Origin of the sequence: Cohnella zeiphila, from assembly GCF_014212055.1 — a bacterium.
Classification (GTDB): Bacteria; Bacillota; Bacilli; order Paenibacillales; family Paenibacillaceae; genus Cohnella; species Cohnella zeiphila.
Genome location: NZ_JACJVO010000042.1, coordinates 33,034 through 56,258 on the forward strand (window position 1 = coordinate 33,034; position 23,225 = coordinate 56,258).

A 23,225-nucleotide genomic window follows, 5' to 3' on the forward strand; every position below is an offset into this window, starting at 1 on the left:
TGGCAAAGATGGTTAAACCGCTTGGCTTCAAACGTCTTCTATCCGGACGGGGCGCCATGCAGGCGATCGTGCGGACAAGCGCCGCCAATCTGCTCATCATGGTGCTGAGCACGCTGTCTTCCATCGCGACGGCGCGTTGGTTCGGCGTGGAGGGCAAAGGCGAATTCTCGGCGATTCTGTTCTGGCCGACGCTGCTCGCGGGCGTGCTCAGCTTCGGGCTGCCGACTTCCCTGATCTTCAACCGGAAGTCGCATCCGAATCTCGGCGCGGATTTCGTGCGGGCCAGCTTCCTGATCCAACTGCCGATCAGCCTGCTGGCCGGGATTGTCGCCTGGATCGGGCTTCCCGCTTGGCTCGGGAACTATCCGGACGCGATCGTCCGCATCGCCCAGTGGTACACCGTCATCATGATCCCGCTGCTGCTGGCCGTGAACCTGCTGTCGGCGCTGGCGCAAGCCATGGAGAACTTCAACCTGTACAACGGCCTGCGGCTGTACGTGCCCCTGAGCAACATGGTCGGATTGGCGGCGCTGTGGGCGTGCGGAGCTCTGGGACAGAGTTCCGGCGCGTTCGTCTACTTCGGCACCAGCCTTCTCGTCGTCTGTTGGTCGTTGTACCGGTTGAGGCGGGAATTGACCTTCGGCTGGTTCGGCAAGTTCGCGAACCGGGGAGCGATCAAGTCGCTGTTCGGTTACGGCGGCAGGGTGTACGGCGTCGAGCTGCTCGGAACGCTGTATTCCCAATGCGACAAGCTGATTATTCTCACGCTGCTTGCGCCGAGAGAATTCGGCCTGTATACGGTCGTATACACGCTGTCCCGCGTGTTCAACGTCGTTCAGACCGCCGTTACGGGCGTCGTCTTTCCGAAGGTGACCGGAATGTCGCAGGAAAAAATCGTCGAGACGGTCTGCCGGGCGTTCCGGCTGTCGTTCGTGCTGATGTGCGCCTCGCTCGTACCCGGCATCCTCATCGGGCGCTATCTGCTGGGGCTGCTGTACGGGAAGGCTTTCCTCGAGGCGGGGACGGCATTCGATCTTCTCGCCGTGGAGTGCATTATCGGAGGAGGCTCGTGGATTCTGGCATCCTCTTTCAATGCGATGGGACGTCCCGGCCTGGTCGCGGTGAGGCAAGCGATCGCCCTGGCGCTGACGGTCGGGCTGATGTTCGTCCTCGCCCCGTCTTACGGCCTGAACGGCATCGCCTTGGCGCTGCTGTTCGGCTCGGTCAGCCGGCTTGTGATTACGGTCGCGGCGATGAAGATCGTCTTCAAAGCGCCGGTATCGGGCGTCATCTTCGATAAGAGCGATTGGCGCTTCCTGCGGGGGCGGTTGTCGCGGGCGGCGTAAAGTTGACATTAGGGGAAGGACGGCAACGCAAGATGCAAAGGCGAGGCAGAAGCGCGAAGGAATATGCGAGATACGGTTACCGCCTGCTTCGCGGCGCCTTTTTCCGAAGGAAAGTGGATCATGGCGGCAGGATGCTGAGAGTGTGCGGTCCGGTGAGGGTGTCGAAGACGCGAAGCGCCCGGCTGATCATCGGGAGCCGGGTCATCCTTCATCGGCATACCGGATTTTTCCTGGATTCGGCGGAAGCCGTGATCGAGATCGGCGACCACACGTTCCTCAACCGAAGAAGCGAGATCATGTGCAAGCGGCACGTGAAGATCGGCAGCCATTGCGCCATCTCCTGGGACGTGACCATCACGGATACCGACTACCACGTCCTGGAAGGTTCGGAGACGACTCTTCCGGTGGTCATCGGCGACCATGTGTGGATCGGCAGCAAGGCGACCATTCTGAAGGGCGTGACGATCGGCCGGGGAGCCGTCGTGGCGGCCGGGGCGGTCGTGTCCAAGGACGTGCCGGCCCGGACGCTCGTGGCGGGGGTCCCGGCGAGGGTCGTCCGGGAGAACGTAAGCTGGTCCCTGTGAACGGGAGTCCGGCAAATCGACGCGCGCGAAGGAGACATGGAACATGAACACCGCGACAAAAGCCCATCCGATGGATGAGCTGAAGCAGCGGCTTCGGCAAATTCTGGACGTGATCCCGCCGGGCTCGGACATCTACTATATCGATTATCCGGTGCACGGGAACGGCGGCGATCTGTTGATTATGAAAGGAACCGAAGCTTTTTTCAAAGAATACCGCATCCGGGTCCGGGCGCGCTACAGCGTGCTGGACTTCCCGGACCGTCTGTCTATTCCGAACAATCATATTATCGTGCTGCACGGCGGAGGCAACTTCGGCGACTTGTACCCGGTTCACCAGAAACTGCGGGAGAAGATCGTCATGAATTATCCCGGCCATCGCGTCGTCATGCTGCCGCAGACGATCTTCTACAAGAGCGTATCCGAGTTCGACAAGACGGCGGACATTCTGAACCGGCACCCGGACGTGCATCTGTACGTCCGCGATACGCTGTCTCTGGAGATGGCGAAGGACAAGTTCAGACAATGCCGCGTCTATCTGTCTCCGGACATGGCGCATCAGCTGTGGCCGATCCGCAGCCGGTCCGGTCCCGACAAAGAGCTGCTGCGCTTCCTGCGGACCGACATCGAGAAGACGGCCGGGCAGGAACGGCTGGAAGCTTCCGGCGCCGGCGACTGCCTGGACTGGCCGACGCTCTACAGCCGCGCGGAACAGCGCTCGATCCGCGCTTTCGGCTTGGTGCTTCGCAAGGGGAAAGGCCGAATTCCGGTCGGTTCGATGTGGGGCAAGTATACCGACCGCCTGGTGCGCAAGGCGGTCGACCGGTTCGCGCGCTACCGCACCGTTCAAACTTCGCGGCTCCACGGGCATATCCTGTCCTGCCTGATGGACAAGCCGCACGTGCTGATCGACAACGCCTACGGCAAGAACGCGAATTACTTCCGCACTTGGACGAATGGCATCGCCTCGGCTAAGCTGCTGGCCGAACCGGCGAATGACAAAAAGGAGGGAATGGCATGAAGATCGTTCTTCTGTCGGGCGGCTCGGGCAAACGGCTGTGGCCGCTGTCCAACGATTCCCGTTCGAAGCAGTTCCTGAAAGTGCTGAAGGATCCGTCCGGACAGCCGGAATCCATGGTTCAGCGGGTATGGAGACAGCTCGGCGAAGCCGGCCTGCAGGACCGAGCTTACGTGGCGACGGGCAAATCCCAGGTGGAGCTGATCTACGGCCAGTTGGGCAGCGACGTGCAGCTGATCGACGAGCCGGAACGAAGAGACACGTTCCCGGCGATCGCCCTGGCGGCGACGTATCTGTACGCCATGGAGGGCGTGGGCCTGAACGAGACGGTCGTCGTCATGCCGGTCGATCCGTACGTCGACGGCGATTTTTTCCGGCAGCTGGCGCAGCTGGAAGAGGCGCTGGACACTTCGGGCGCGGATATGGCGCTCATCGGCGTCCAACCGACGTATCCGTCCGAGAAGTACGGATACATCGTTCCCAAGCGGGCAGACGGTTCAGGCCGCTCGTTCCTGGAGGTTCGCGAGTTCCGCGAGAAGCCCGGACGGGAAGAAGCGGAGGAGATGATCCGGGAGGGCGCGCTGTGGAACTGCGGCGTGTTCGCGTTCAAGCTGGACCTGCTCGTCAACCTGCTGATGGCCTACGAGCTTCCGATCCATTACGAGGAGATGCGCAAGCGGTACGGCTCGCTTCCGGCGATCAGCTTCGACTACGAGGTGGTCGAGCGGGCGAATCGGATAGCGGCGGTCCGTTACGAGGGCGAGTGGAAGGATCTCGGCACCTGGAACACGCTGACCGAGGAGATCAAGACCCCGGTTATCGGCAAAGGAATGGTCTCGGAGCATACGGCGAACGCCCACGTCATCAACGAGCTGGAAGTTCCGATCGCCGTGCTGGGCTTGTCCGACGTCATCGTGGCGGCGAGCCCCGACGGCATCCTCGTGGCGGACAAGAGCTTAAGCCCGCTGGTCAAGGACATGCTGAAGCATTCGGAGCAGCGGCCCATGTACGAGGAACGGCGCTGGGGCCGCTACCGGGTGCTGGATTACGCGGTTTACCCGGACGGCCGGGAAGTGCTGACGAAGCGGATCTTCATCGCGGCCGGCAAAAACTTGAGCTACCAGTACCACAGTCTTCGCGACGAGGTATGGACGGTCGTGGCCGGACGGGGAACGGTCGTTCTGGACGGGCGGATGCGGACCCTGACGGCCGGCGACGTTCTTCTTGTGCCGAAGGAGTGCCGTCACAGCGTACGGGCGGAGAGCGATCTGGAGATCGTCGAGGTGCAGACCGGAACGATGCTGGTTGAGGAGGATATCGTTCGATTGGAGCTTCAATGGGACGAGATCGTCCAACTTTGCCAGGTTTAGGAGGGATCCAATGAACATTACGGTAATTGGCACCGGCTACGTCGGACTCGTATCGGGCATCTGCTATGCGGAGCTTGGGCACACGGTCGTCTGCGTCGACAAGGATTCATCCAAGATCACCGCCTTGCGAAGCGGCCTCATCCCGATCTACGAGCCCGGGCTGGAGGAACTCTCGGCGCGGAATACCGCCGCCGGCCGCCTTCGCTTCACGGGCGACCTGAAGGAGGCCGTCCGCGGGACGGATCTCGTCGTCATCGCGGTCGGCACGCCGCCGCTGCCGAGCGGCGAGGCGGATCTCAGCTACATCGACGGCGCAGCGGACGAGATCGCGGATGCGCTGGACGGCTACGCGATCGTCGCCGTGAAGAGCACCGTTCCCGTCGGCACGAACGAACGGGTTCGCGATCGGATCCGGTCGCGGACGGACATGCCGTTCGACAGCGTGTCGCTGCCGGAATTCCTGCGGGAAGGCTCGGCCGTCCGGGACACGCTCAAGCCGGACCGGATCGTGATCGGGTCCGATTCCCGAGCCGCCGCCGAGAAGGTCGCGCAGCTGCATAAGCCGCTCACCGACCGGATCATGATCACGGACATCCGCAGCGCGGAGATGCTCAAATATGCTTCCAACGCTTTTCTGGCGACGAAGATTTCGTTCATCAACGAGATTGCGAATATATGCGAGAAGGTCGGCGCGGACGTGACCCAAGTCGCCGAGGGAATGGGCTACGACCGCCGCATCGGCCCGGCCTTCCTGAAGGCGGGCATCGGCTACGGCGGATCGTGCTTCCCGAAGGACACGCGGGCGCTCATCCAGATCGCCGGCCACGTCGAATACGACTTCAAGCTGCTCAGCTCGGTCGTCGAAGTGAACCGGGACCAGCGGCTTCGCATGGTTCAGAAGCTGGAGACGATTTTCGGCGGGGACTTGAGCGGGAAGACGGTCGCGGTCTGGGGACTCGCCTTCAAGCCGGAGACGGACGATGTCCGGGAGGCGCCCGCTCTGGAGATTATGCGGAACTTGATCGCCCGAGGCGTGAAGGTGAAGGCGTACGACCCGATCGCGCTTCCGAACTTCCGCGGTCTGTTCGGTGAGAGCGGCGTCGTCTGGTGCGACCATGCGATGGAAGCCGCCGCCGGAGCGGACGCTCTTTGTCTGCTTACGGAATGGGAGGAATTCGCCCGGGCGGACTTGCAGCAGCTGCAATCGACCATGAAGCAGCCGGTTCTGATCGACGGCCGGAACGTATTTAAAGAAGAGGACCTGGCGGGAACGGAGTTCGTCTATTACTCCATCGGCCGTCCCAGCCTGAACCAAGGGGTCAGAGAGGAAATGCCGGTTCTCCAATTCTGAAGGGGGAGGGGGGGCAAGAAATCCTCCGATAGCGAAGGAGGAGAAGGAAGGAGCGGATCGCTGTGAGGAGGAAAAAAACCGTCCTGCTCCTGATATACGGATTGGCGGCTTTAACGGTCCCGCCCGGAACGACGCTTGGGGACAGTCCCGGCTTCGTCATCCAGGTCGACGATCTGCAGAATTGGGATGCGACTTACGACCATTCGGAAGCATTGAAGCTGCGAACGGACCCGGATGAAGACCGGGATTCGTCGCTCGTCGAGAGCGACGGGGCCTCCGGAGAGTATCTGGTGTACCAGGCAAGCGGCTACCTGCGATCGTTCGCCGTATATGCTTATGGAGCGGAGGGAGGTACCTCCAACGCGCTTCGGTTTTACTTGTCGTCCGACGGCAAGTCGTATCGGAGCGTGGAGCCGGACATTCACGTGGACGAAGGGAATCCGGCGGCTGTCACCTATGAATCGAGAGAATTTCCAAGCGGCACGAAATATTTGAAAATCGTGTTCGCGGGGACCGGAGCCGGGACGCCCACGTCAATCGGCAAAGTGATCCTGAACGGACCCGGCAGCGTCGGCGCGAGCAAGCCGTCGGGCCCGGTGCTCTACGGCAGCATGGTCATGCTGAACCGGGCGTCGGAAGGCGACACCGTGTATTATACGACGGACGGGAGCGATCCTCGCGACTCCTTGACCCGGAAGCATTACTCCGATCCGATCCCGATCTTGGAAAAGACGGTGCTGAAGTCGACGGCGGTCAATCATTCGGGCAAGGATCAAGCCGCCGCCAGCAGGGTATCGACGTATACGTTCGATCCCTACCCGGTGACGGCGCCGGCGCCGGGCATAACGGATCCGCTGGACGACTTCAAAACGGCCGCGAGCAAAGCGAATCTGTATCTGGCGAAAGACAATCCCAGCTATTATGACAACGACGGAAGCCGGGCGGTTCGCTCGACGACGGCGCAGGGAATGCTGCTGTACCGTTCGGATACCGACATGACCTCCTTTACGGTGCGCAGCTTCTACTATTCCGGCCAGCCGTTCGAGAAGCTTCGCTTTTTCGCGTCGTCCGACGGCAAGACGTACGAAGAAGTCGACGCGGACAGCTATGCGTCCGGCTATGCCCAGAGCAATTGGCAGCCGTATGCGTACGAGAGCTCGGACCTGCCGGCGCATACGCGGTATTTGAAAATCGATCTGATCGGGGAAGCGAAGTCGTGGACGCCTCAAGTGTCGGACGTGTCGATCGACCGGACGACGGCATCCGTGAAGCTCGCCGAGTCGCAGGACGGGGACGGCTATAAGGCGACCTTGAGTTCGGCGACGGCCGGCTCCCGCATTTATTATCGCTTGAACAAGGGAGACGACTTCCTTCCTTATTCGGGACCGATCGAGCTGCAGGGGTATAACCAGCTGGAGACGTACGCCGTCAAGGACGGACTGGTGCCGAGCCCGATCCGCAGTTATAGCGTCAACGCGGGAGGGGCCGTCCAACTGGATCGGTTCGGCCAACTGGAGAGCGCGAACTTCGCCGGCAAGGTGACTTCCGAAGCGCAGCTCAAAGCGGATGCGCAAGCCGACGCGACTTACTACGGAAGCTTGAAGGCGCCCGAGGATCGCGACGCTTACGGCGGGCTTGCCGGCAGCGCGGAGAAATACGGGCTGAAGGCGACCGGGTATTTCGCCGTCCAGCAGTTGAACGGGCGGCCGGTCATGACGACGCCGGACGGCAATCTGTATTTCAATCTGGGGGTCAACGGCGTCACGCCCCAGGAGACGTACACGATGGTCGCCGGACGGGAAGAACAATTCGAGTCGATTCCTTCCTATGCCAGCGCCTACAAAGCCGCCTATCTCGGGAAAGACAACTTCTCGTACTACTTGGCGAACAAGTATATCAAAACCGGAAGCGTCCCGACGGAGCACGACATCTATACGGAAGCGATCGGCCGACTGCAGAAATGGGGCTTTAACGGGATCGGCGCCTACTCGCCCGAGAAATACGGCGAGGAAGGCAAGTTCCCCTATGTCCGGATGCTGCCGCTGGACGGAATGAGCTGGGCCAAGATCGACGGCCTGTCGCTCTTCGACATCTATGCTCCGGACGCCGAGGCCAAGCTGGACAAGGCAATCGCTGCGGCGGTCGCTCCGCATAAGGACGATCCGATGCTGGTCGGTTACTTTATCGGCAACGAGTACGATTTCCACCGGTTCTATACCGAGGTTCCGAAGCTCAAGGCGAGCAAGGCGGCGCTCAAAGCCAAGCTGGTCGCGACGCTGCAAGCGAAATACGGCACGATCGCAGCGTTCAACGCCGCTTGGAAGACGAACTTCAAATCGTTCTCGGACTTGAACGAAGCGGAGCTGACGCTGAACGCGTCGCCGGCCTGGCGCGACATGGAATCGTTCTTCTCCGATTATCTGAACCAATTTTTCGGCACGGTGTCCAAGCTGTACCGCAAATACGATCCGAACCATCTTCTGCTCGGCGACCGGTGGATCACGACGACGTTCCACAACGAGAAAGTACGGCAGACTCTCTCCGAGGTCGAAGGGAAGTACATGGACGTCATCAGCATCAACTATTACACGTACAAGATCGAGACGGATCTGCTGAACGAGGTCAACGAGTTGTCGGGCGGCAAGCCGATCCTGATGAGCGAATTCGGCTACGGCACGTCGGAGCAAGGATTGCAGCCGCTCATGCTCAACTCGGCGGTCAACCAGTTCCAGCGGGGAATGCGCTACCGGAACTTCGTGGAAGGCGTGGCCAGCCTCCCTTACGTAGTCGGCGCGGATTTGTTCAACTACGTGGACCAGGCGGGGCTCGGCCGTTACTGGCAAGGGGAATGGGGAGAGCATTACAACTCCGGCCTCGTCAACGTCGCGGACCGTCCGTACAAGGATTATCTGAGCGGGATCATGGCCACGAACGACGACATCTACAAGGTCGTACTCGGCCAGCGGACGAAGTTCTATTACGATTTCAGCCAAAAGTAAAGGAGGAGCCCGGATGGTCGGCGCGGACGGCAACAATCTCGTTTTTCTGCTCTGCACGCCCAGAAGCGGAAGCTCTCTGGCGACCGTGATGCTGCAAAATCACAGCGAAATGTTCGCCACCCAGGAGATGTGGTTCCTGATGAGCCTGCACGATCTGAGAGAGCCGCCGCGCCGCGCTTACGGCGGCGGAGCCATTCTGGACCGTTTCTTCAACGGCGTGCTGCCCGGAGAGACGTTCGAAGAGGCGTGCCGGTCGTTCGCGCTCCAAGCGTACAACGGGCTGCTGCGGGGCGGGGGAGGCGCGGACGTCATCATCGACAAGTCGCCGAGGTACTATTATTTGCTGGAGTTCCTGGACGCCTTGTTTCCGCGCTCCCGCCGGATCTGGCTGATTCGCAATCCGTTCGCGGTGCTCTCTTCCTATAAGAAGATCGGCGCGGCCAGAGGCGAGAAGATCGATCTGGAGGCGCTGCTCGGCAGGTCCGACTTCGAGATCAAAGCGGCCGATCTGACGGTCGGTTTGTTCCGTTACCAACGCTACTTCTCCCGGCCCGATCCGTACGCCTTCCGGCTTCATTACGAGAAGCTGGTCGCGGAGCCGCAAGCGCAGCTCTCCGAGGCGTGCCGGTTCCTCGGCAAGGAGTACGAGGAAGGCATGGAGATCTACGGCGCCGGGAAATCCGACGCGAAGACCGACCTGTTCTTCAGCATGGGCGTCGGCGATCCGTTCGTCGCCGACCACTCCGCGCCGCACGGCGACTCCGTCCATGCATGGAAGGAAGTGCTCACGAAGCGGGAAGCGGAGCTTTACGGGCGCATGCTCGGGGCGAAGCTGTTCGCGGAGCTGGGCTACGCCGAGGAGCTGGCGGAGGCGGAGAAGTGGACGGGCGTTCGCTTCGATCCGGAGCCGGACGCCGGAGTGCTGAAGCGGCTCGGCGATCAGCTGGCGGAGGCGACCGGCTGCCGCTGGCAGGCCGATTACCGGATGCGCAGCGATCTTGCCGCCGGGGCTCCGGCGGACCTGGCGCCGGAGCCGGAAACGGGCGGGCGAGCGGCGGATTCGGAGCTGATGCAGCTGCGGATGACGGTGCGCGCGCTGGAGCAGCGCCTCGAGGACGGCGTGATGGAGCAGAGACGCCTGCGGTCGCAGATTCACGCCATGAGGCGGAAGGCGGACTGGCTGAAGTCGGCGATTCCGTTCGGCAAACGTCTGTCGCGGCTCGCATCGGCCTACATGTCCGGAAGCGGAGGGAAGAAATGAGCGCGATCGCCGGCTTGATCCGGCTTGACGGGCAAGATGCGGACCCCGCGGATGCCGAAGCCCTGATGGGCGCCATGCAATCGTACGTGGCCGATGAGGTCCGGACGTGGCGCGGCGGCCCCGCGTTCCTCGGCTGCCGAATCCGGCGGATCACGCCCGATTCGGCTGCCGAGCGGATGCCGGACGGCAGCGACCCGACCGGCCGGCTGCGAATCGCGGCGGACGCCATTCTCGACAACCGCTTCGAGCTGTTCGACCGCTTGGAGGTGCCTGCCGCCCGCCGCGGCGAAATGACGGACAGCGAGCTCATTCTGCTCGCTTACCGGAGGTGGGGGCGGGAGACGCCGGCCGCTCTCGTCGGAGATTTCGCGTTCATGATCTGGGACGAGGAACGCCGGCTGCTGTTCGGCGCTCGGGACACGTTCGGCAGCCGTTCGCTTTATTATCACGGCAACGCCACGCGCTTCGCCTTCTGCACCGCGATGGGGCCGCTGCTCGCGCTGGACGATACGCCCAAAGGGCTGAACGAAGCGTGGCTCGCGGAATTCATGGCGATTCCGGAGATGTTCGAGTGCACGGACCCCGAGGCGACGCCGTACCGGGACATCCGGCAGGTGCCGCCGGGCCATGCGATCGCCGTGACGGACGGGCGCGTCGCGCTTGCCGGCTTCGGCGCGCTGGAGCCGGACGCGCCGCTGCAGTTGAAGTCGGACGCCGACTACGAGGAAGCGTTCCGGGACGTGTTCGGGGAAGCCGTTCGGTGCCGGCTTCGCACGTTCCGCGAGGTCGCGGTGACGTTAAGCGGCGGCCTCGACTCGGGGACGGTCGCGAGCTTCGCCGCGCGGGAGCTGGCGCAGAGCGGGAAGACGCTGCATGCCTACAGCAGCGTTCCGCCGCGGGATTTCGCCGACTGGACGCCGGGCGGCACGGCCGCCGACGAGCGGCCGTATATCCGGGCGACGGCCCGGCATGTCGGCAATATCGAGCAGACGGATCTGGACTTCGAGGGGATCAGCCCGTATACGGAAGTGGACGAATGGCTGGACCTGCTCGAATCTCCTTACAAGTTTTTCGAGAACTCGTACTGGCTCAAAGGGATATACGAGCGGGCCGGCAGGCAAGGCGCGGGCATTCTGCTGACCGGGGCGCGGGGCAACTTCACGATCTCGTGGGGACCCGCCCTCGATTACTACGCGCTGCTGCTGAAGCGGATGAGATGGCTGCGGCTGCTGCGCGAGCTCCGGCTGTACGGAGAGAACAAGGGAATCGGCCGCAGAAAGCTGCTGCCGATCATCGGCAAGCTGGCGTTTCCCGCGCTGGCCGGCCGGCGCTCGTCGCAGGCCGCCGGGGCGGACCTCCCGGCGATGCTGATCCATCCCGATTTCGCCGCGCGGACGGGCGTATTCGCCAGATTGCGCGAAGGCTCGGGCGGCCCGGCGGAAGCGGATGCCGTCCGGCTTCGCCGGGATAAGCTCGGCAGCCTCGCCGCCGCGAACAAGAACGGCGCGACGGCTACGAAGCTGTCGCTGCGGTACGGCGTCTGGGAACGCGATCCGACGTGCGACCTGCGGGTCGTCCGGTTTTGTCTCGCGGTGCCGCTCCCCCAGTATGTGCGGGACGGAATGGATCGCGCGCTCATTCGCCGGGCGACGGCGTCCGTGCTGCCCGACGAGGTCAGGCTGAACCAGAGGGTTCGGGGCATTCAGGGCGCCGATTGGCTGCACCGCGCCGCCCCCGCGTGGTCCAGGCTGACCGAGGAGTTGACCCGTCTATGCGCCGATCCGGCCGTCGCTGCGTATCTGCACGTCGAACGGATCCGGGCCGCCCTTGCGGGAGCGGGGCGGGAGCCTCGTCCAGAGCTCGCCTTTCACCCGGAGATGAGGCTGCTCATGCGAAGCCTGATTCTCGGCCGGTTCATCAAGCGGTTCGCCTGACCGGCCGGTTCGGGAACGCGGACCGAATTCGGCAATCGAGCATGAAAGGAGGTGAACCAGATGCAAATGAGCGCGAAGAAAGAATGGCAAGCTCCCGAGCTCGAAACGCTGAACGTCAGCGAGACGATGTACGGGAAAGGAATGACGAACATCGATTTCGTCACGACGGAAGACATGGACATCTATGCACCGAGCTGAGCATGCCTTTCCCGATTTGCCCAGCGTCCTTATACAGCCCTCTTGGGCTGTATAAGGACCCTTTTTGCCGTGAATGCCCGGTGCTCTGCCGGGCACAACCAACCTAGCCCGATCCGGCGCCAGATAACCGAGAAATTCGGCGAATGGGCGTCGGCACGGTCTGAACGAGCGCCGATAACCGAGAAAGTCGGTTATCGGACGACAAAAACGGCCGGTAAGAACGCCGATAACCGAGAAAATCGGGTAACAAGCATAGGCAACGGTCTGAAAGACGACGTCGAAAACGAATCAATCGGATAAAGGCCGTCAGCGACGGCCCTGCCGATTATTTTCCCATAAAGAAAGGAGCGATCGGATTTGAACGAGCTTGCATTCGCCGAGCGGCCGACGGTTCACCAGGCTTTCGGCCTGCGGATCTCGAGCCGGGTTCCGCTTCCCGAACTGCCGTTGTCCGGCGACGCCGCGGGCGGAATGCCCGCCGATGTCGCGATCGGTCCGGCGGACCCGGACAAGCTGCGGGAAGAGCTGGAGGCTTGCGGCAGCAACTTTGCCTACTCGCGCGCAGGCAGCCGGTTCCTGTTCCTCATTCCGGACACGGCCGTTTACGGCATCGAAGACGGCAAGGCGATCGCCGTCGCACCGCTGCCCGGCGCGGATCGCGAGAAGGTTCGCGTTTATCTGCTCGGCACTTGCATGGGAGCGATGCTTATGATCCGGCATGTGCTCCCGCTGCATGGCAGCGCGGTCGTGATCGACGGGAAGGCGTACGCCTTCGTGGGCGACTCGGGCGCCGGCAAGTCGACGTTGGCCGCGACGTTCGTCGAGCTGGGACACCGGCTCGTCAGCGACGATGTCGTAGCGGTCTCCTTCGATGACGAAGGCTGCCCTGTCGTCATGCCGTCCTATCCGCAGCAGAAGCTGTGGCGGGAAAGTCTCTCGGGACTCGGCAAGGATGCGGCTCCGTATCGTCCGATCTTCCGGGAGACCGACAAGTTCGCCGTTCCGGTCACTTCCGGGTTCAGCCCGGATCCCGTTCCTTTGGCCGGCGTGTTCGAATTGGCCAAGTCGAACCGGGAGACGATCGGGCTGAGGAGCTTGCGCGGCGGCGAGCGGCTGCGGGTTGTGATGCAGCATACGTACCGCAAGGAGCTCGTTCCCCGTCTGGGACGGGAGGAATGGCATTTTCGAACGTCCGCCGGCATCGCGGGCGGGATCGGCGCTTGCAGGCTGGAGCGGCCGGAGGAAGGATTTACGGCCCGCCGTCTTGCGGAAACTATCATTCGTTTCGTCAATAAAGGAGGACATGAAGATGTCGGATCGGCATGAAGCGAGCCTGACGGTTGTCCGGGCGGAAGGAAACATCGTATGCGACATGGACGGAGAGAAGGTCATGTTCAGCGTCGCCACCGGCAAGTATTACAGCCTCGGCAGCGTAGGAGGAAGAATCTGGGAGCTGATCGGCGCTCCGATCCGGGTCGGCCGGCTGGTCGACGAACTGACGGAGGAATTTTCCGTCGAGCGTCCGGAATGCGAGCGGCAGGTGCGCAAATTCCTGCGCAGTTTGAAGCGGGAGTCGCTGATCGAGGTTCATTCGTCTTGATGCGGAGGCTCCGGACCTTTATGGCCTGGCCGGCGGAGAAGAAGCGGCTCATGCTGGAGGCGCTGGTATATCTGGCATGGGCGCGCATCATGAAGCTGCTGCCCTTCTCGCGCCTTGCGCCTTCGCTTGGCCGGCCGATGAAAGAGACGGCGAACGTACACGATCTGATGCAGGAACGCAGCATTCGGCGAATCTCGGAGGCGGTGCGGGTGATGAGCCGCCATACGTTCTGGGAGAGCCAATGTCTGGTCCAGGCGCTCGCGGCCAAGAAGATGCTGGAGCGCCGCCATATGGACAGCACGCTGTATCTGGGAACGGCGAGAGACGAGCGGGGGAACCTGATCGCGCACGCGTGGCTTCGCAGCGGACCGATCTATGTGACCGGAGCCGGCGAGCGGCATCGGTTCACGACCGTAGCGGCGTTCGGTACAGACCATTCGAACCGGAAAGATTGAAGGTGCCTATTATGGATAAGTCGTTCCGTCTGGATGTCGGCCCTTTTCCCATGGAATTGAACGTAATGCTGGAAGCGCTGCGAGGAGGGGCGGGACCGGAGAAAGAGCGGCCCGGGACACCTTTGTTGCCGAACATCGACTGGAATCAATTTATGAAGCTGGTGCGGCATCATCGCGTCTATCCGCAGATTTATGCGAATCCGGCAAACGGCGGATTGATTCCGCCCGATGTCCTGCAAACCGTCGGCCGGGATTACCGAATGAACGCGCTGGGCATGCTTCGCCTGAGCGCGGAGATGGAGCGCGTATGCAAGGCGCTGAACGAGCGCGGAGTCCGATCGCTTCTGCTCAAAGGGCCGGCGTTGGCCCGTCTCCTGTACGGAGACGTATCGCTTCGGACGTCCAAGGACCTGGACATCCTCATTCCCGTCGCCGACGTCGCGAAGGCCGAAAGCTTGCTTGAGGAGCTCGGTTTTGTAGCGGACCATCCGATCCCCCGCGGACTCGGCGACTGGAAGTGGAAGCTTCACCACGTGGCTTTCACGCATCCGCAGACCCGGATTCAAGTGGAGGTGCATTGGCGTCTCAACGGAGATCTCGGCAAAGAACCGCCTTTCGAAGAGCTCTGGAACGGGAGACAGCAAAGCGAATTGGTCGAGGGTCTGTACATGCCGGGGAACGAGCATCTCTTTATGTATCTGGCGATGCACGGCGCGCGCCACGGATGGTTCCGGCTTCGCTGGCTGGCCGATATCGACCGGATGGCGCGGCGAAGTCTGGACTGGGAAGCGCTCGTCGCTTTGCTGAAGCGGTATCACGCTCTCGATATGGCGGGTCAGGCGCTCGTGCTGGCCTCTTCGCTGCTGCATACGCCGGTTCCGGACGCGTTGAAGCCGGCCGCCTTCTCCAGCCGAGGACAAGATTTGGCGCGGCGATCGCAGATGTTCATCCGGGACGCCGACGCCTGGGCTTCCTTACCCGGTACGGGGCCGGCGGCCAGCGCCTACAAGAGCTACCTGTTCGCGTTGAAGACCACCCCGCAGAAATGGCGCTTCGCCATCAGCCGGCTGCATCCCAGCTTCCGCGACGTCGAGGCGCTGCCGCTGCCCAAGCCCCTTTATTTTCTATATTTCCCGCTCAGACCGTTCGTCTGGCTATGGAGACAAGTGCGGCAGCAGCAGCCCTTGAGAGATGAGGAGATGGGATGACGGATCTCTGGTTCTACCTGAACAGGCTGCGCGGCTTCGCGGGAATCCGCCTGTATACCCAGTTGGCCGCGATGATCGCGGTCGGACTGTTCGACGGGGTCGGCATTTATTTGCTCGCGCCCTTGCTCGGGCTGCTCGGGTTCTTCGGCGGGAGCTCCGGCAGCATTCCGCTGGCCGCCGGCTGGCTGGATGCGCTGCGCAGCCTGAACGTTGCTGCCGCCCTGCCCGTTCTGCTCGGGGTTTACGTGCTGGTGATGGCGATCCAGGCGCTGCTGCAGAAGGAGCAGAGCATTCGGGGCGCGCAGCTTCAACAAGGCTTCATCCGCCATTTGCGGCTCCGCATTTATGAGGGACTGATGAGGTCGAACTGGCTTTTTTTCGTTCGGCGGCGCAGGTCGGACTTCCACCACGTGCTCACATCCGAATTGGCGCGGGTCAGCCAGGCGACCTACTTGCTGATGCAGCTCGCGTCCTCGCTGGCGTTCACCGTCATTCAGATCGCCTTCGCCTTCTGGCTGTCGGCGAAGCTGACGGCCTTCGTCCTGATCAGCGGCGCGGCGATCGCGCTCGCCATGCGCAGACGGATTCGCCGCGCCAAGGCGGTCGGCAATCAGACCAGCCTGCTGTCGCAAAGCTATTACGCCGGTCTGACCGATCACTTGGGCGGCATCAAAGAGATCAAGAGCAATCGGCTCGAGGCGTTCTATCTCGACTGGTTCCGTTCCCTGACCGGACGCATGGAAGCCAACTTCACGGCCTTCTCGAGGCTGCAGGCCGTAACGGAGTGCCTGTACCGGATCGCGGCGGCGGCCCTGATCGCCCTGTTCGTCTACTTGTCTTACGAGGTGTTCCGCGTGGCGCCGGGCCAGCTCATGCTGATCGTGATCATCTTCGCCAGGCTGTGGCCGCGCTTCACGGCGGTTCAATCCAACGCGGAGCAGATCTACTCGGCGATTCCCGCGATCCGCAGCCTGCGCCAATTGGAGCGGGAGTGCGAAGCCGCCCGGGAATCGGCGGACGACGAAGGAACCGGCATTCCGCGGGCCATGCCCGTGAAGCAGGGGATCGAATGCAGCGGCGTTTTTTTCCGGTACGGAGAGGACGAGCAGTCGGAATATGCGCTGAAGGACATCAACGCGCGCATCCCGGCGGGGAAGATGACGGCGATTATCGGCAAGTCGGGGGCGGGCAAAAGCACGCTCGTCGACATTCTCATGGGGCTGCTGGAGCCGGTTCGCGGTACGGTCCTCATCGACGGCGTTCCGCTCGGAGAGGATACGCGGAACCTGCTGCGCCATTCCGTGGGCTACGTCGCGCAGGACCCGTTCCTGTTCCATGCCAGCATTCGGGAGAACCTCCAGGCCGTTCGCCCGGATGCCCGCGAGGAGGAACTGTGGGAAGCGCTGCGGTTCTCCGCTTCGGACGATTTCGTCAGACGGCTGCCCGAGGGGCTGGATACGATCGTCGGCGATCGCGGAGTCCGGCTGTCCGGCGGGGAGCGTCAGCGGCTGGTACTCGCCAGGGCCATGCTCAGGCGGCCGTCGATTCTGGTGCTGGACGAAGCGACCAGCGCGCTGGATAACGAGAACGAGGCGCGGATCCAGGAGGCGATCGACCGGCTGAAGGGAACGATGACGATCATCGTCATCGCCCATCGCCTGTCGACGATCCGGAACGCCGACCAGGTTCTTGTGCTGGAGCGGGGAGAAGTCGTGCGGGAGGAAGATCAGCAGCTTGCCAAGTAATTGCGCTCCTCCAGATAGCGAATCAGGTCGGCGACGGATTCCGCCGCCGGCCGGTTCTCCGTATCCAGAATCAACTCGGGCCGGACGGGAGCGTCGTAGCCCGCGCCGATTCCCGTGAAGTTGGAAATCTGGCCGCCGCGCGCCTTTTTGTACAGCCCCTTCGGATCCCTTCTCTCGCATTCCGCGAGCGGGCATTTCACGTAAATTTCGATAAACTCGCCGGGCGCCAGCATCTCGCGGACCATCCCGCGGTCCGCCTCGTTCGGAGAGACGAAGGCGGCCAGCACGACCAGGCCCGCGTCCACGAACAGCTTCGAGACCTCGCCGACCCTGCGGATATTTTCTTTCCGGTCCGCTTCGGAGAATCCGAGGTCTCGGCCCAATCCGTGCCGGACATTGTCGCCGTCCAGCACGTACGAAGCGATCCCCCGGCCGTGCAGCTCTTTCTCCATCGCGAAAGCAAGCGTCGTTTTGCCCGAACCCGGCAGTCCCGTGAACCATAGGACATAGCTCGGATGTCCGAATCTTTGACTTCGGTCCCGGCGGGTGAGACTGGACCGCTGCCAGGTCACATTGCGGCTGTCTGAATCCAAATGCTCTCCCCCTTTCGATGCTCTCATCTTAACACAGAGCCCGGAACGGCGCCTGAAGCCGGCGGCGCAGCCCGTTTGTCCCGAATGGGCCATGAGACCCGATAAAACATTCACATGGAAAGGAAGCGATGAACCGTGGACAGGTACGTCACATGGAAGCGGGGCGTCGCGCTTGCTCTGCTGTGCGGCGTGATCGCGGCCATCTTTGCATTCTCCTCGCAGTCTTACCAGGCCCAGAACATCCAGCCTTTTCTGAAGCATGCCCTTTCGAAGGAAACGGCGGAACGGATCATTCCCAATCTGAACATTCGGTATGACGGCAAATCGTACCAAAGGGATGTCAACCCGTTCGGCCTGATCGAGTTTCTGTTCCGCAAAGGCGCCCATCTGTTCGTCTACGGGTCCTTGGCAAGCGCGGCAGCGCTCGTTCTGCGAACGTTCCGGGCTCGGGAATCGGTCGCCGTCTCCTTGTCCCTGCTGGCCGTGCTCATCGTCGCGTCTCTGGACGAATGGAACCAGCGCTACTCCTCGGAGCGCACGCCGACCGTTCAGGATATTTTCGTCGATCTGATCGGCGGCTTGATCGGCCTTGCGATATGTTATGCGATCTCCCGCTTGTTTCGCCGCGCGAGAAGAGCCTATTCTCTCCGCAGCCGACGCGATCGATAAAAAAGCAAAGCAGCGCCCCTCTCGCCGATAGGAAAGGGCGCTGCCGTTACTTGCGATTCGTTCGATTCGTTCGGTTCTCTTCGATGTTCTGGTAATATCGTTCCCCGGTATTCGGGTTGAACCAGACTTGCTGTTTGATGCCGGTCGTCGGATCCGTAAAAATTTCGTTCGTCTTCTGAAAATCGAAGGGCGGCTCTTTGACGGATCGAGCCAGCCGGTTGCGGCGGTAAGCGACGGTTCCGGCGATCGAGATCAGAATGACAAGCGGACAGAAAATCAAGTAGAACGCAATCGCCCAGGTCCAAACCATGATTACGCCTTCTCCGCTACGACCGCCGTTCCGTAAGCCACGATCTCCGACATCGTCTGCCCGATCTCCCCGGAGTCGAACCGCATCATGATGACGGCATTAGCTCCCATGGCATGCGCGTTCTGGATCATGCGGTCGATCGCGGCCTTGCGCGCATCCTCGATCATCTCGGTATACTCCTTGATCTCTCCTCCGAATACGCTCCGCAGGGAAGCCGTAATATTTCCTCCGATGCCGCGGCTTCTGACAGTAACTCCGAACACTTGACCCAGAACCCGCTCGATGCGATATCCGGCAATATTCTCCGTGGTTACGACCAGCATTCCTTTTCCCCCTAACCGATTGGTTGTTTTGACAGTACCATATTTTTGGCGTCCGGGATAGTATCGTCCCCGGGCGAGTCCGCCAACCTTGTTCCAATCGACAATTCTGTAGAAAATTGTCCGGTTGACCGCTACCTTGTCGGGGGAAGACCGGATTGTCTCATCCGCCATTCCTTGCTTATCCATCGATTTGTCCGAAGTGCTTGCCGATAGCATCGCGTGGATTCGTTAGCGGCCGTCGCCCGCTATTGCCCGTCGTCACCCCCTGTCGCCCGCACACGCTTGCGTTCGCACCGATCCGGCGGAACGGCTTCGCCTCGGGTCATCGGCCATTGCCTTAAGAACCGTCAGGGCGATCTTCCCTGACGGTTTTTCTTGCACCCGAAATAAAGTCACCTCACCTTGAAATCGCCGCCTGTTTTTCGAGCATGCGCCCCTGTACAATGAAAAACGTGAAAGGGTTTCCAACGAGAACGGCAAGGAGGTGCCGAACGGATGAGCGCCAACGCGGAGGCGCCGGGCCGGGCAGCAGCCGACAGGGCCTTGGGCAGCGCGAGACGGAGCAGATGGCTCCGGAAGCTGTACAAGCAGCGGTACTTGCAGGTCATGGCTTTGCTCGGCGTTGCCTGGATGATCATTTTCAACTATATCCCGATGTACTGGATTCAGATCGCCTTCAAGGACTTCGACATCATCCTGCCGATGTCCCAGGCGCCTTGGGCGGGATTCGAGCACTTCAAGGAATTTCTGACGGACGACAATCTGTACCCGGTCATCCGCAACACGCTCGGCATGAGCTTGATCAAGCTCGTCGTCGGTTTTCCGCTGCCGATCGTCTTTGCCTTGCTGCTGAACGAGGTCCGCTCCATTCGGTTCAAGAAGTCGATTCAGACGATCTCGTACTTGCCGCACTTCCTGTCCTGGGTCATTCTCGGCGGCATTCTGGCGACCTGGCTGGCGGACGTCGGCATCGTCAACAAGGTTCTGATGGCGCTCGGCTTCATCGACGAACCGATCACGTATTTGGCGGAACCCAACTACTTCTGGGCGATTGCCGTCGGATCAGATATCTGGAAGGAGCTCGGCTGGTCCGCGATCATCTATCTGGCCGCCATCAGCAGCGTCTCCCCGGAGCTGTACGAGGCGGCGACGATCGACGGAGCCGGACGGTTTCAGAAAATGCGGAGCATTACGCTTCCGTGCATCAAGGGAACGATTGCGATTCTGTTCATTCTGGCCGTCAGCGGACTGCTCAGCTCGAACTTCGATCAGATTCTCGTGCTTCGCAACGCGCTGAACGAGAGCACGAGCAACGTGATCGACGTTTACGTCTACCAGGTCGGCATCGCGGACGGACGCTATTCCTACTCGGCCGCCGTCGGCTTGCTCAAGTCGATCATCGCGCTTGGCCTGCTGATCGGGGCGAACTTCGTGACGAAGAGGCTGAACGATACGTCCCTGTTCTGATTTCCTTCGATGAAAGGCGGAGAGTTGCGCCATGTTCACCCTCAAGCGCCGATCGCCGGGAGAAGCCGTGTTCGATTGGATCAACGGCTTCCTGATGCTCGTCATCTGCTTTCTGACGGTGTACCCGATCTGGTACGTGGTCGTCAACGCGTTCAACGACGGGACGGACGCGATGCGCGGCGGCATCTATTGGTGGCCTCGCGCGTTCAGCCTCGACAGCTTCCGAACCGTCTTCCGGAGCAGCGGCATCATGACCGCAATGGGCATAACGGTCGCGAAGACGGTTGTCGGCACGGTCATGCACGTCCTGTTCACCGCGATGGTGGCGTACGCTCTGTCCCGGAAAGAGCTGATCGGACGCCGGCTGTATATGATTCTGGGCACGGTCACGATGTTTTTCAGCGGCGGGCTCATTCCGACGTTCCTGCTCACCCGCGATCTCGGCATGCTCGACCATTTTATCGTTTATATCGTTCCGGCCATGTTCAGCTTCTTCGATCTGATCATCTTCCTCAGCTTCTTCCGGGACATTCCGGAAGGGCTTACGGAGGCGGCGGAGATCGACGGAGCCGGCGACTTCTCCATCTTCTTCCGCATCGTCATTCCGGTGTCGATGCCGGTGGTCGCCACGATCGCCCTGTTTCACGGCGTCTATCAATGGAACGATTATTTTACCGGCATGATCTATGTCAACAACACCGATCTGCAGCCGATCCAGACCTATCTGTACCGGGTCGTGGCGCAGGCCAGCTCCAATCAGATGCTCGCGGCCATCCCGAGCGGCGTGACGACCAACGTCACGAGCCAATCGCTCAAGCTGGCGACGATGGTCGTCACCACCGCCCCGATCGTGTTCGTGTATCCTTTCCTCCAGAAGTATTTCGTGAAAGGGTTCATGATCGGGTCGCTCAAAGGCTAGAGACCGTTTATCCGTCCGGCGACGATCGCGGGGACCGATAATAGAAGCAAGCCAATCTTCTCATAAGAAGGGGTCGAAAAAATGGGAACGAAGCGCAAATGGATAACCTCCCTGCTGGCCGCAACGGCCGCCTTGTCGCTGGCCGCGTGCTCTTCCGGCGGCAATAACGCCGCAAGCGGCAACAGCGCATCGTCGGGCGGCGGCAGCCCGGACGCAAGCTCTTCAACGCCGGCCGCGACGACGACGGCGTCGGCATCAGCAAGCCCGCAGGCTTCAGCATCGGGGGACGGAGACCAGCCCGCCTGGCAAGCCGATACTTCGCCGATTACCTTTGACTGGTACATCAACTTCTCCTGGTTCAACTCGAAGTGGGGCGACGACGCCGTGGCGAAATACGTGACGAAGAAGACCGGCGTCAGCCTGAACTTCGTCGTGCCGGCCGGCAACGAGGCCGAGAAGCTGAACACGATGATGGCTTCCGGTTCGCTCCCGGACTTTATCACGCTCGACGCGAACGACGTCGCCGTGCGGAAGATGATCAACGGCAAGCTGGTGCTGCCGCTGAACGAGCTCGCCGACCAATACGACGCCTACTTCTATAAGGCGACCGACCCGGCCAAGGTCGGCTGGTTTACGCAGCCGGACGGCAACATCTACGGCTATCCGGACGCCTCGTCGTCGCCGGCGGATTACGAGAAATACGGCTCGAACTTCGCGTCGAACCAGACGTTCGAGGTTCGCAAGGACATGTACGAAGCGCTCGGCAAGCCGGATATGTCGACGCCGGAAGGCTTCCTGAACGCCTTGAAGCTGGCGAAGGAGAAGTTCCCGGACGTGGACGGCCAGCCGCTCATCCCGCTCGGCCTGCACGAATTCACCGACAACGGCAACTATTCGCTGGAAGGGTATCTGCAGAACTTCCTGGCCATTCCGCAGCAGAAGGACGGCAAGCTGTACGATGGCAGACAGGATCCGGAGTATTTGAAGTGGCTCAAGACGCTGCGCAAGGCGAACGAGATGGGCTTGCTGTCCAAGGACATCTTCATCGACAAGCGCCCGCAGATGGAAGAGAAGATGGCGCAAGGCCGATACTTCGCGATGCTTTATCAGCGCTCCGACTTTACAACGCAGAATCTGTCTCTGTACCAGCAAGATCCGAACAAAGTATACATCGCCATCGACGGTCCGGCGAACGGCAACCATGACAAGCCGACATTGGACGGCCCGGGCATCTCCGGCTGGACCGTAACGCTGATCTCCAAGAATGTAAAGGACAAGAAGCGCGCCATCTCCTTCCTGAGCTATCTGATCAGCGAAGAAGGCGAGAAGGACATGTTCCTGGGCGAGAAAGGCGTCACCTACGACACGATCGACGGGAAGGATCAGTTCCTGCCCGAAGTGGTCGATCTGCTGAACAAGGACCGCACCGCGTTCGACCAGAAGTACGGCGCTTCCTATAAGTACTGGATGCTCATGGATACGAACATGAACCTGCAATGGGCGCCGCCGAGCGTCGAACCGGCGAAGCAGCTGGAGGATTGGACGAAGGGCAAGACGATCAGCATGTCGGAGTTCAAGGGCATCGACCCGCCTCCGGAGACGAAGGAAGGGATCGCGAAGAGCAAGAACGACCGGTTGTGGGGCAAGACGCTGCCCAAACTGCTGCTTGCGAAATCGGACGAGGAATTCGATAATATTTTCAACAAATACTTGGCGGACCGCAGCGATCAGGATGCGATCGACGCGTATCGCCAGGGCGCTTACGAGGCGAATATCAAGAAGCTGGAAGCGTTGAACAAGTAAGTGACGTTATCCATACGGAAACGGCGGCCTGGGGATCCTGCGAAGGATGCCCGGGCCTTGCGGTTATTTATCGGC

Annotated in this window: 21 protein-coding genes; 18 read left to right on the forward strand and 3 right to left on the reverse strand. The window is 61.4% G+C overall.

The features are described 5' to 3' along the window. The first annotated feature begins 8 nt into the window (after nucleotides 1-8). The 14 genes from H7C18_RS29815 to H7C18_RS29880 all read left to right on the forward strand — a co-directional run bounded on the left by H7C18_RS29815 (nucleotide 9) and on the right by H7C18_RS29880 (nucleotide 17,066). The gene (locus tag H7C18_RS29815) at nucleotides 9-1,346 is read left to right on the forward strand and encodes a lipopolysaccharide biosynthesis protein (RefSeq protein WP_238358056.1); all 1,338 of its coding nucleotides are present in this window, start codon (nucleotides 9-11) and stop codon (nucleotides 1,344-1,346) included. 32 nt (nucleotides 1,347-1,378) lie between these two features. Beyond that, nucleotides 1,379-1,930, forward strand: a complete 552-nt coding sequence (locus tag H7C18_RS35625; RefSeq protein ID WP_185132772.1) for an acyltransferase — start codon at nucleotides 1,379-1,381, stop codon at nucleotides 1,928-1,930. A 43-nt stretch (nucleotides 1,931-1,973) separates the two neighbouring features. After that, complete coding sequence (locus H7C18_RS29825; RefSeq protein WP_185132773.1) at nucleotides 1,974-2,948, forward strand: polysaccharide pyruvyl transferase family protein; 975 nt, start codon at nucleotides 1,974-1,976, stop codon at nucleotides 2,946-2,948. Beyond that, a complete protein-coding gene (locus tag H7C18_RS29830; RefSeq protein ID WP_185132774.1) occupies nucleotides 2,945-4,315 on the forward strand; it encodes a sugar phosphate nucleotidyltransferase in 1,371 nt (456 codons plus the stop codon). The genes H7C18_RS29825 and H7C18_RS29830 overlap by 4 nt, the downstream gene beginning before the upstream one ends. Nucleotides 4,316-4,325: 10 nt before the next feature. Next, on the forward strand, nucleotides 4,326-5,666 hold the full coding sequence (locus H7C18_RS29835) for a UDP-glucose dehydrogenase family protein (protein ID WP_185132775.1): 1,341 nt from the start codon (nucleotides 4,326-4,328) through the stop codon (nucleotides 5,664-5,666). Nucleotides 5,667-5,728: 62 nt separating this feature from the next. Then, a complete protein-coding gene (locus tag H7C18_RS29840) occupies nucleotides 5,729-8,665 on the forward strand; it encodes a chitobiase/beta-hexosaminidase C-terminal domain-containing protein (RefSeq protein WP_337913925.1) in 2,937 nt (978 codons plus the stop codon). A gap of 13 nt (nucleotides 8,666-8,678) precedes the next feature. Then, a complete protein-coding gene (locus tag H7C18_RS29845; RefSeq protein WP_185132776.1) occupies nucleotides 8,679-9,926 on the forward strand; it encodes a sulfotransferase family protein in 1,248 nt (415 codons plus the stop codon). Then, entirely contained in the window at nucleotides 9,923-11,860 is a 1,938-nt protein-coding gene (locus H7C18_RS29850) for an asparagine synthase-related protein (protein ID WP_185132777.1), read from the forward strand. The genes H7C18_RS29845 and H7C18_RS29850 overlap by 4 nt, the downstream gene beginning before the upstream one ends. Before the next feature lie 60 nt (nucleotides 11,861-11,920). Continuing rightward, nucleotides 11,921-12,058 (forward strand): paeninodin family lasso peptide, encoded by a 138-nt coding sequence (locus H7C18_RS29855; RefSeq protein ID WP_185132778.1) that lies wholly within the window; start codon nucleotides 11,921-11,923, stop codon nucleotides 12,056-12,058. A gap of 357 nt (nucleotides 12,059-12,415) precedes the next feature. After that, on the forward strand, nucleotides 12,416-13,384 hold the full coding sequence (locus H7C18_RS29860; RefSeq protein WP_185132779.1) for an HPr kinase/phosphorylase: 969 nt from the start codon (nucleotides 12,416-12,418) through the stop codon (nucleotides 13,382-13,384). After that, nucleotides 13,368-13,658, forward strand: a complete 291-nt coding sequence (locus tag H7C18_RS29865) for a lasso peptide biosynthesis PqqD family chaperone (protein WP_238358057.1) — start codon at nucleotides 13,368-13,370, stop codon at nucleotides 13,656-13,658. Before H7C18_RS29860 ends, H7C18_RS29865 begins: the two co-directional genes overlap by 17 nt. Nucleotides 13,659-13,678: 20 nt before the next feature. Then, nucleotides 13,679-14,113, forward strand: a complete 435-nt coding sequence (locus H7C18_RS29870) for a lasso peptide biosynthesis B2 protein (protein ID WP_238358058.1) — start codon at nucleotides 13,679-13,681, stop codon at nucleotides 14,111-14,113. 11 nt (nucleotides 14,114-14,124) lie between these two features. Beyond that, a complete protein-coding gene (locus H7C18_RS29875; RefSeq protein ID WP_185132781.1) occupies nucleotides 14,125-15,321 on the forward strand; it encodes a nucleotidyltransferase domain-containing protein in 1,197 nt (398 codons plus the stop codon). Next, nucleotides 15,318-17,066, forward strand: a complete 1,749-nt coding sequence (locus H7C18_RS29880; protein WP_185132782.1) for an ABC transporter ATP-binding protein — start codon at nucleotides 15,318-15,320, stop codon at nucleotides 17,064-17,066. The genes H7C18_RS29875 and H7C18_RS29880 overlap by 4 nt, the downstream gene beginning before the upstream one ends. Here H7C18_RS29880 and cysC read toward each other — a convergent pair. Next, the gene (gene cysC / locus H7C18_RS29885; RefSeq protein ID WP_238358059.1) at nucleotides 17,048-17,659 is read right to left on the reverse strand and encodes an adenylyl-sulfate kinase; all 612 of its coding nucleotides are present in this window, start codon (nucleotides 17,657-17,659) and stop codon (nucleotides 17,048-17,050) included. The two genes, H7C18_RS29880 and cysC, sit on opposite strands and share 19 nt — an antisense overlap. Nucleotides 17,660-17,794: 135 nt before the next feature. Between cysC and H7C18_RS29890 the strand changes: the two genes are divergently transcribed. Continuing rightward, on the forward strand, nucleotides 17,795-18,328 hold the full coding sequence (locus tag H7C18_RS29890) for a VanZ family protein (protein WP_337913926.1): 534 nt from the start codon (nucleotides 17,795-17,797) through the stop codon (nucleotides 18,326-18,328). 46 nt (nucleotides 18,329-18,374) lie between these two features. Here the strand turns inward: H7C18_RS29890 and H7C18_RS29895 are convergent, their stop codons facing one another. Together H7C18_RS29895 and H7C18_RS29900 are read right to left on the reverse strand one after the other, a co-directional pair. After that, nucleotides 18,375-18,638, reverse strand: a complete 264-nt coding sequence (locus H7C18_RS29895) for a hypothetical protein (RefSeq protein WP_185132785.1) — start codon at nucleotides 18,636-18,638, stop codon at nucleotides 18,375-18,377. A 2-nt stretch (nucleotides 18,639-18,640) separates the two neighbouring features. Beyond that, nucleotides 18,641-18,961, reverse strand: a complete 321-nt coding sequence (locus H7C18_RS29900) for a heavy metal-binding domain-containing protein (RefSeq protein ID WP_185132786.1) — start codon at nucleotides 18,959-18,961, stop codon at nucleotides 18,641-18,643. A gap of 495 nt (nucleotides 18,962-19,456) precedes the next feature. On the opposite strand from H7C18_RS29900, the gene H7C18_RS29905 reads away from it, so the two are divergent. The 3 genes from H7C18_RS29905 to H7C18_RS29915 all read left to right on the forward strand — a co-directional run bounded on the left by H7C18_RS29905 (nucleotide 19,457) and on the right by H7C18_RS29915 (nucleotide 23,150). Beyond that, a complete protein-coding gene (locus tag H7C18_RS29905) occupies nucleotides 19,457-20,428 on the forward strand; it encodes an ABC transporter permease (protein ID WP_185132787.1) in 972 nt (323 codons plus the stop codon). Nucleotides 20,429-20,459: 31 nt separating this feature from the next. Continuing rightward, complete coding sequence (locus H7C18_RS29910) at nucleotides 20,460-21,347, forward strand: carbohydrate ABC transporter permease (protein ID WP_185132788.1); 888 nt, start codon at nucleotides 20,460-20,462, stop codon at nucleotides 21,345-21,347. 81 nt (nucleotides 21,348-21,428) lie between these two features. Beyond that, a complete protein-coding gene (locus H7C18_RS29915) occupies nucleotides 21,429-23,150 on the forward strand; it encodes a type 2 periplasmic-binding domain-containing protein (protein ID WP_238358060.1) in 1,722 nt (573 codons plus the stop codon). Nucleotides 23,151-23,225: the final 75 nt, after the last annotated feature.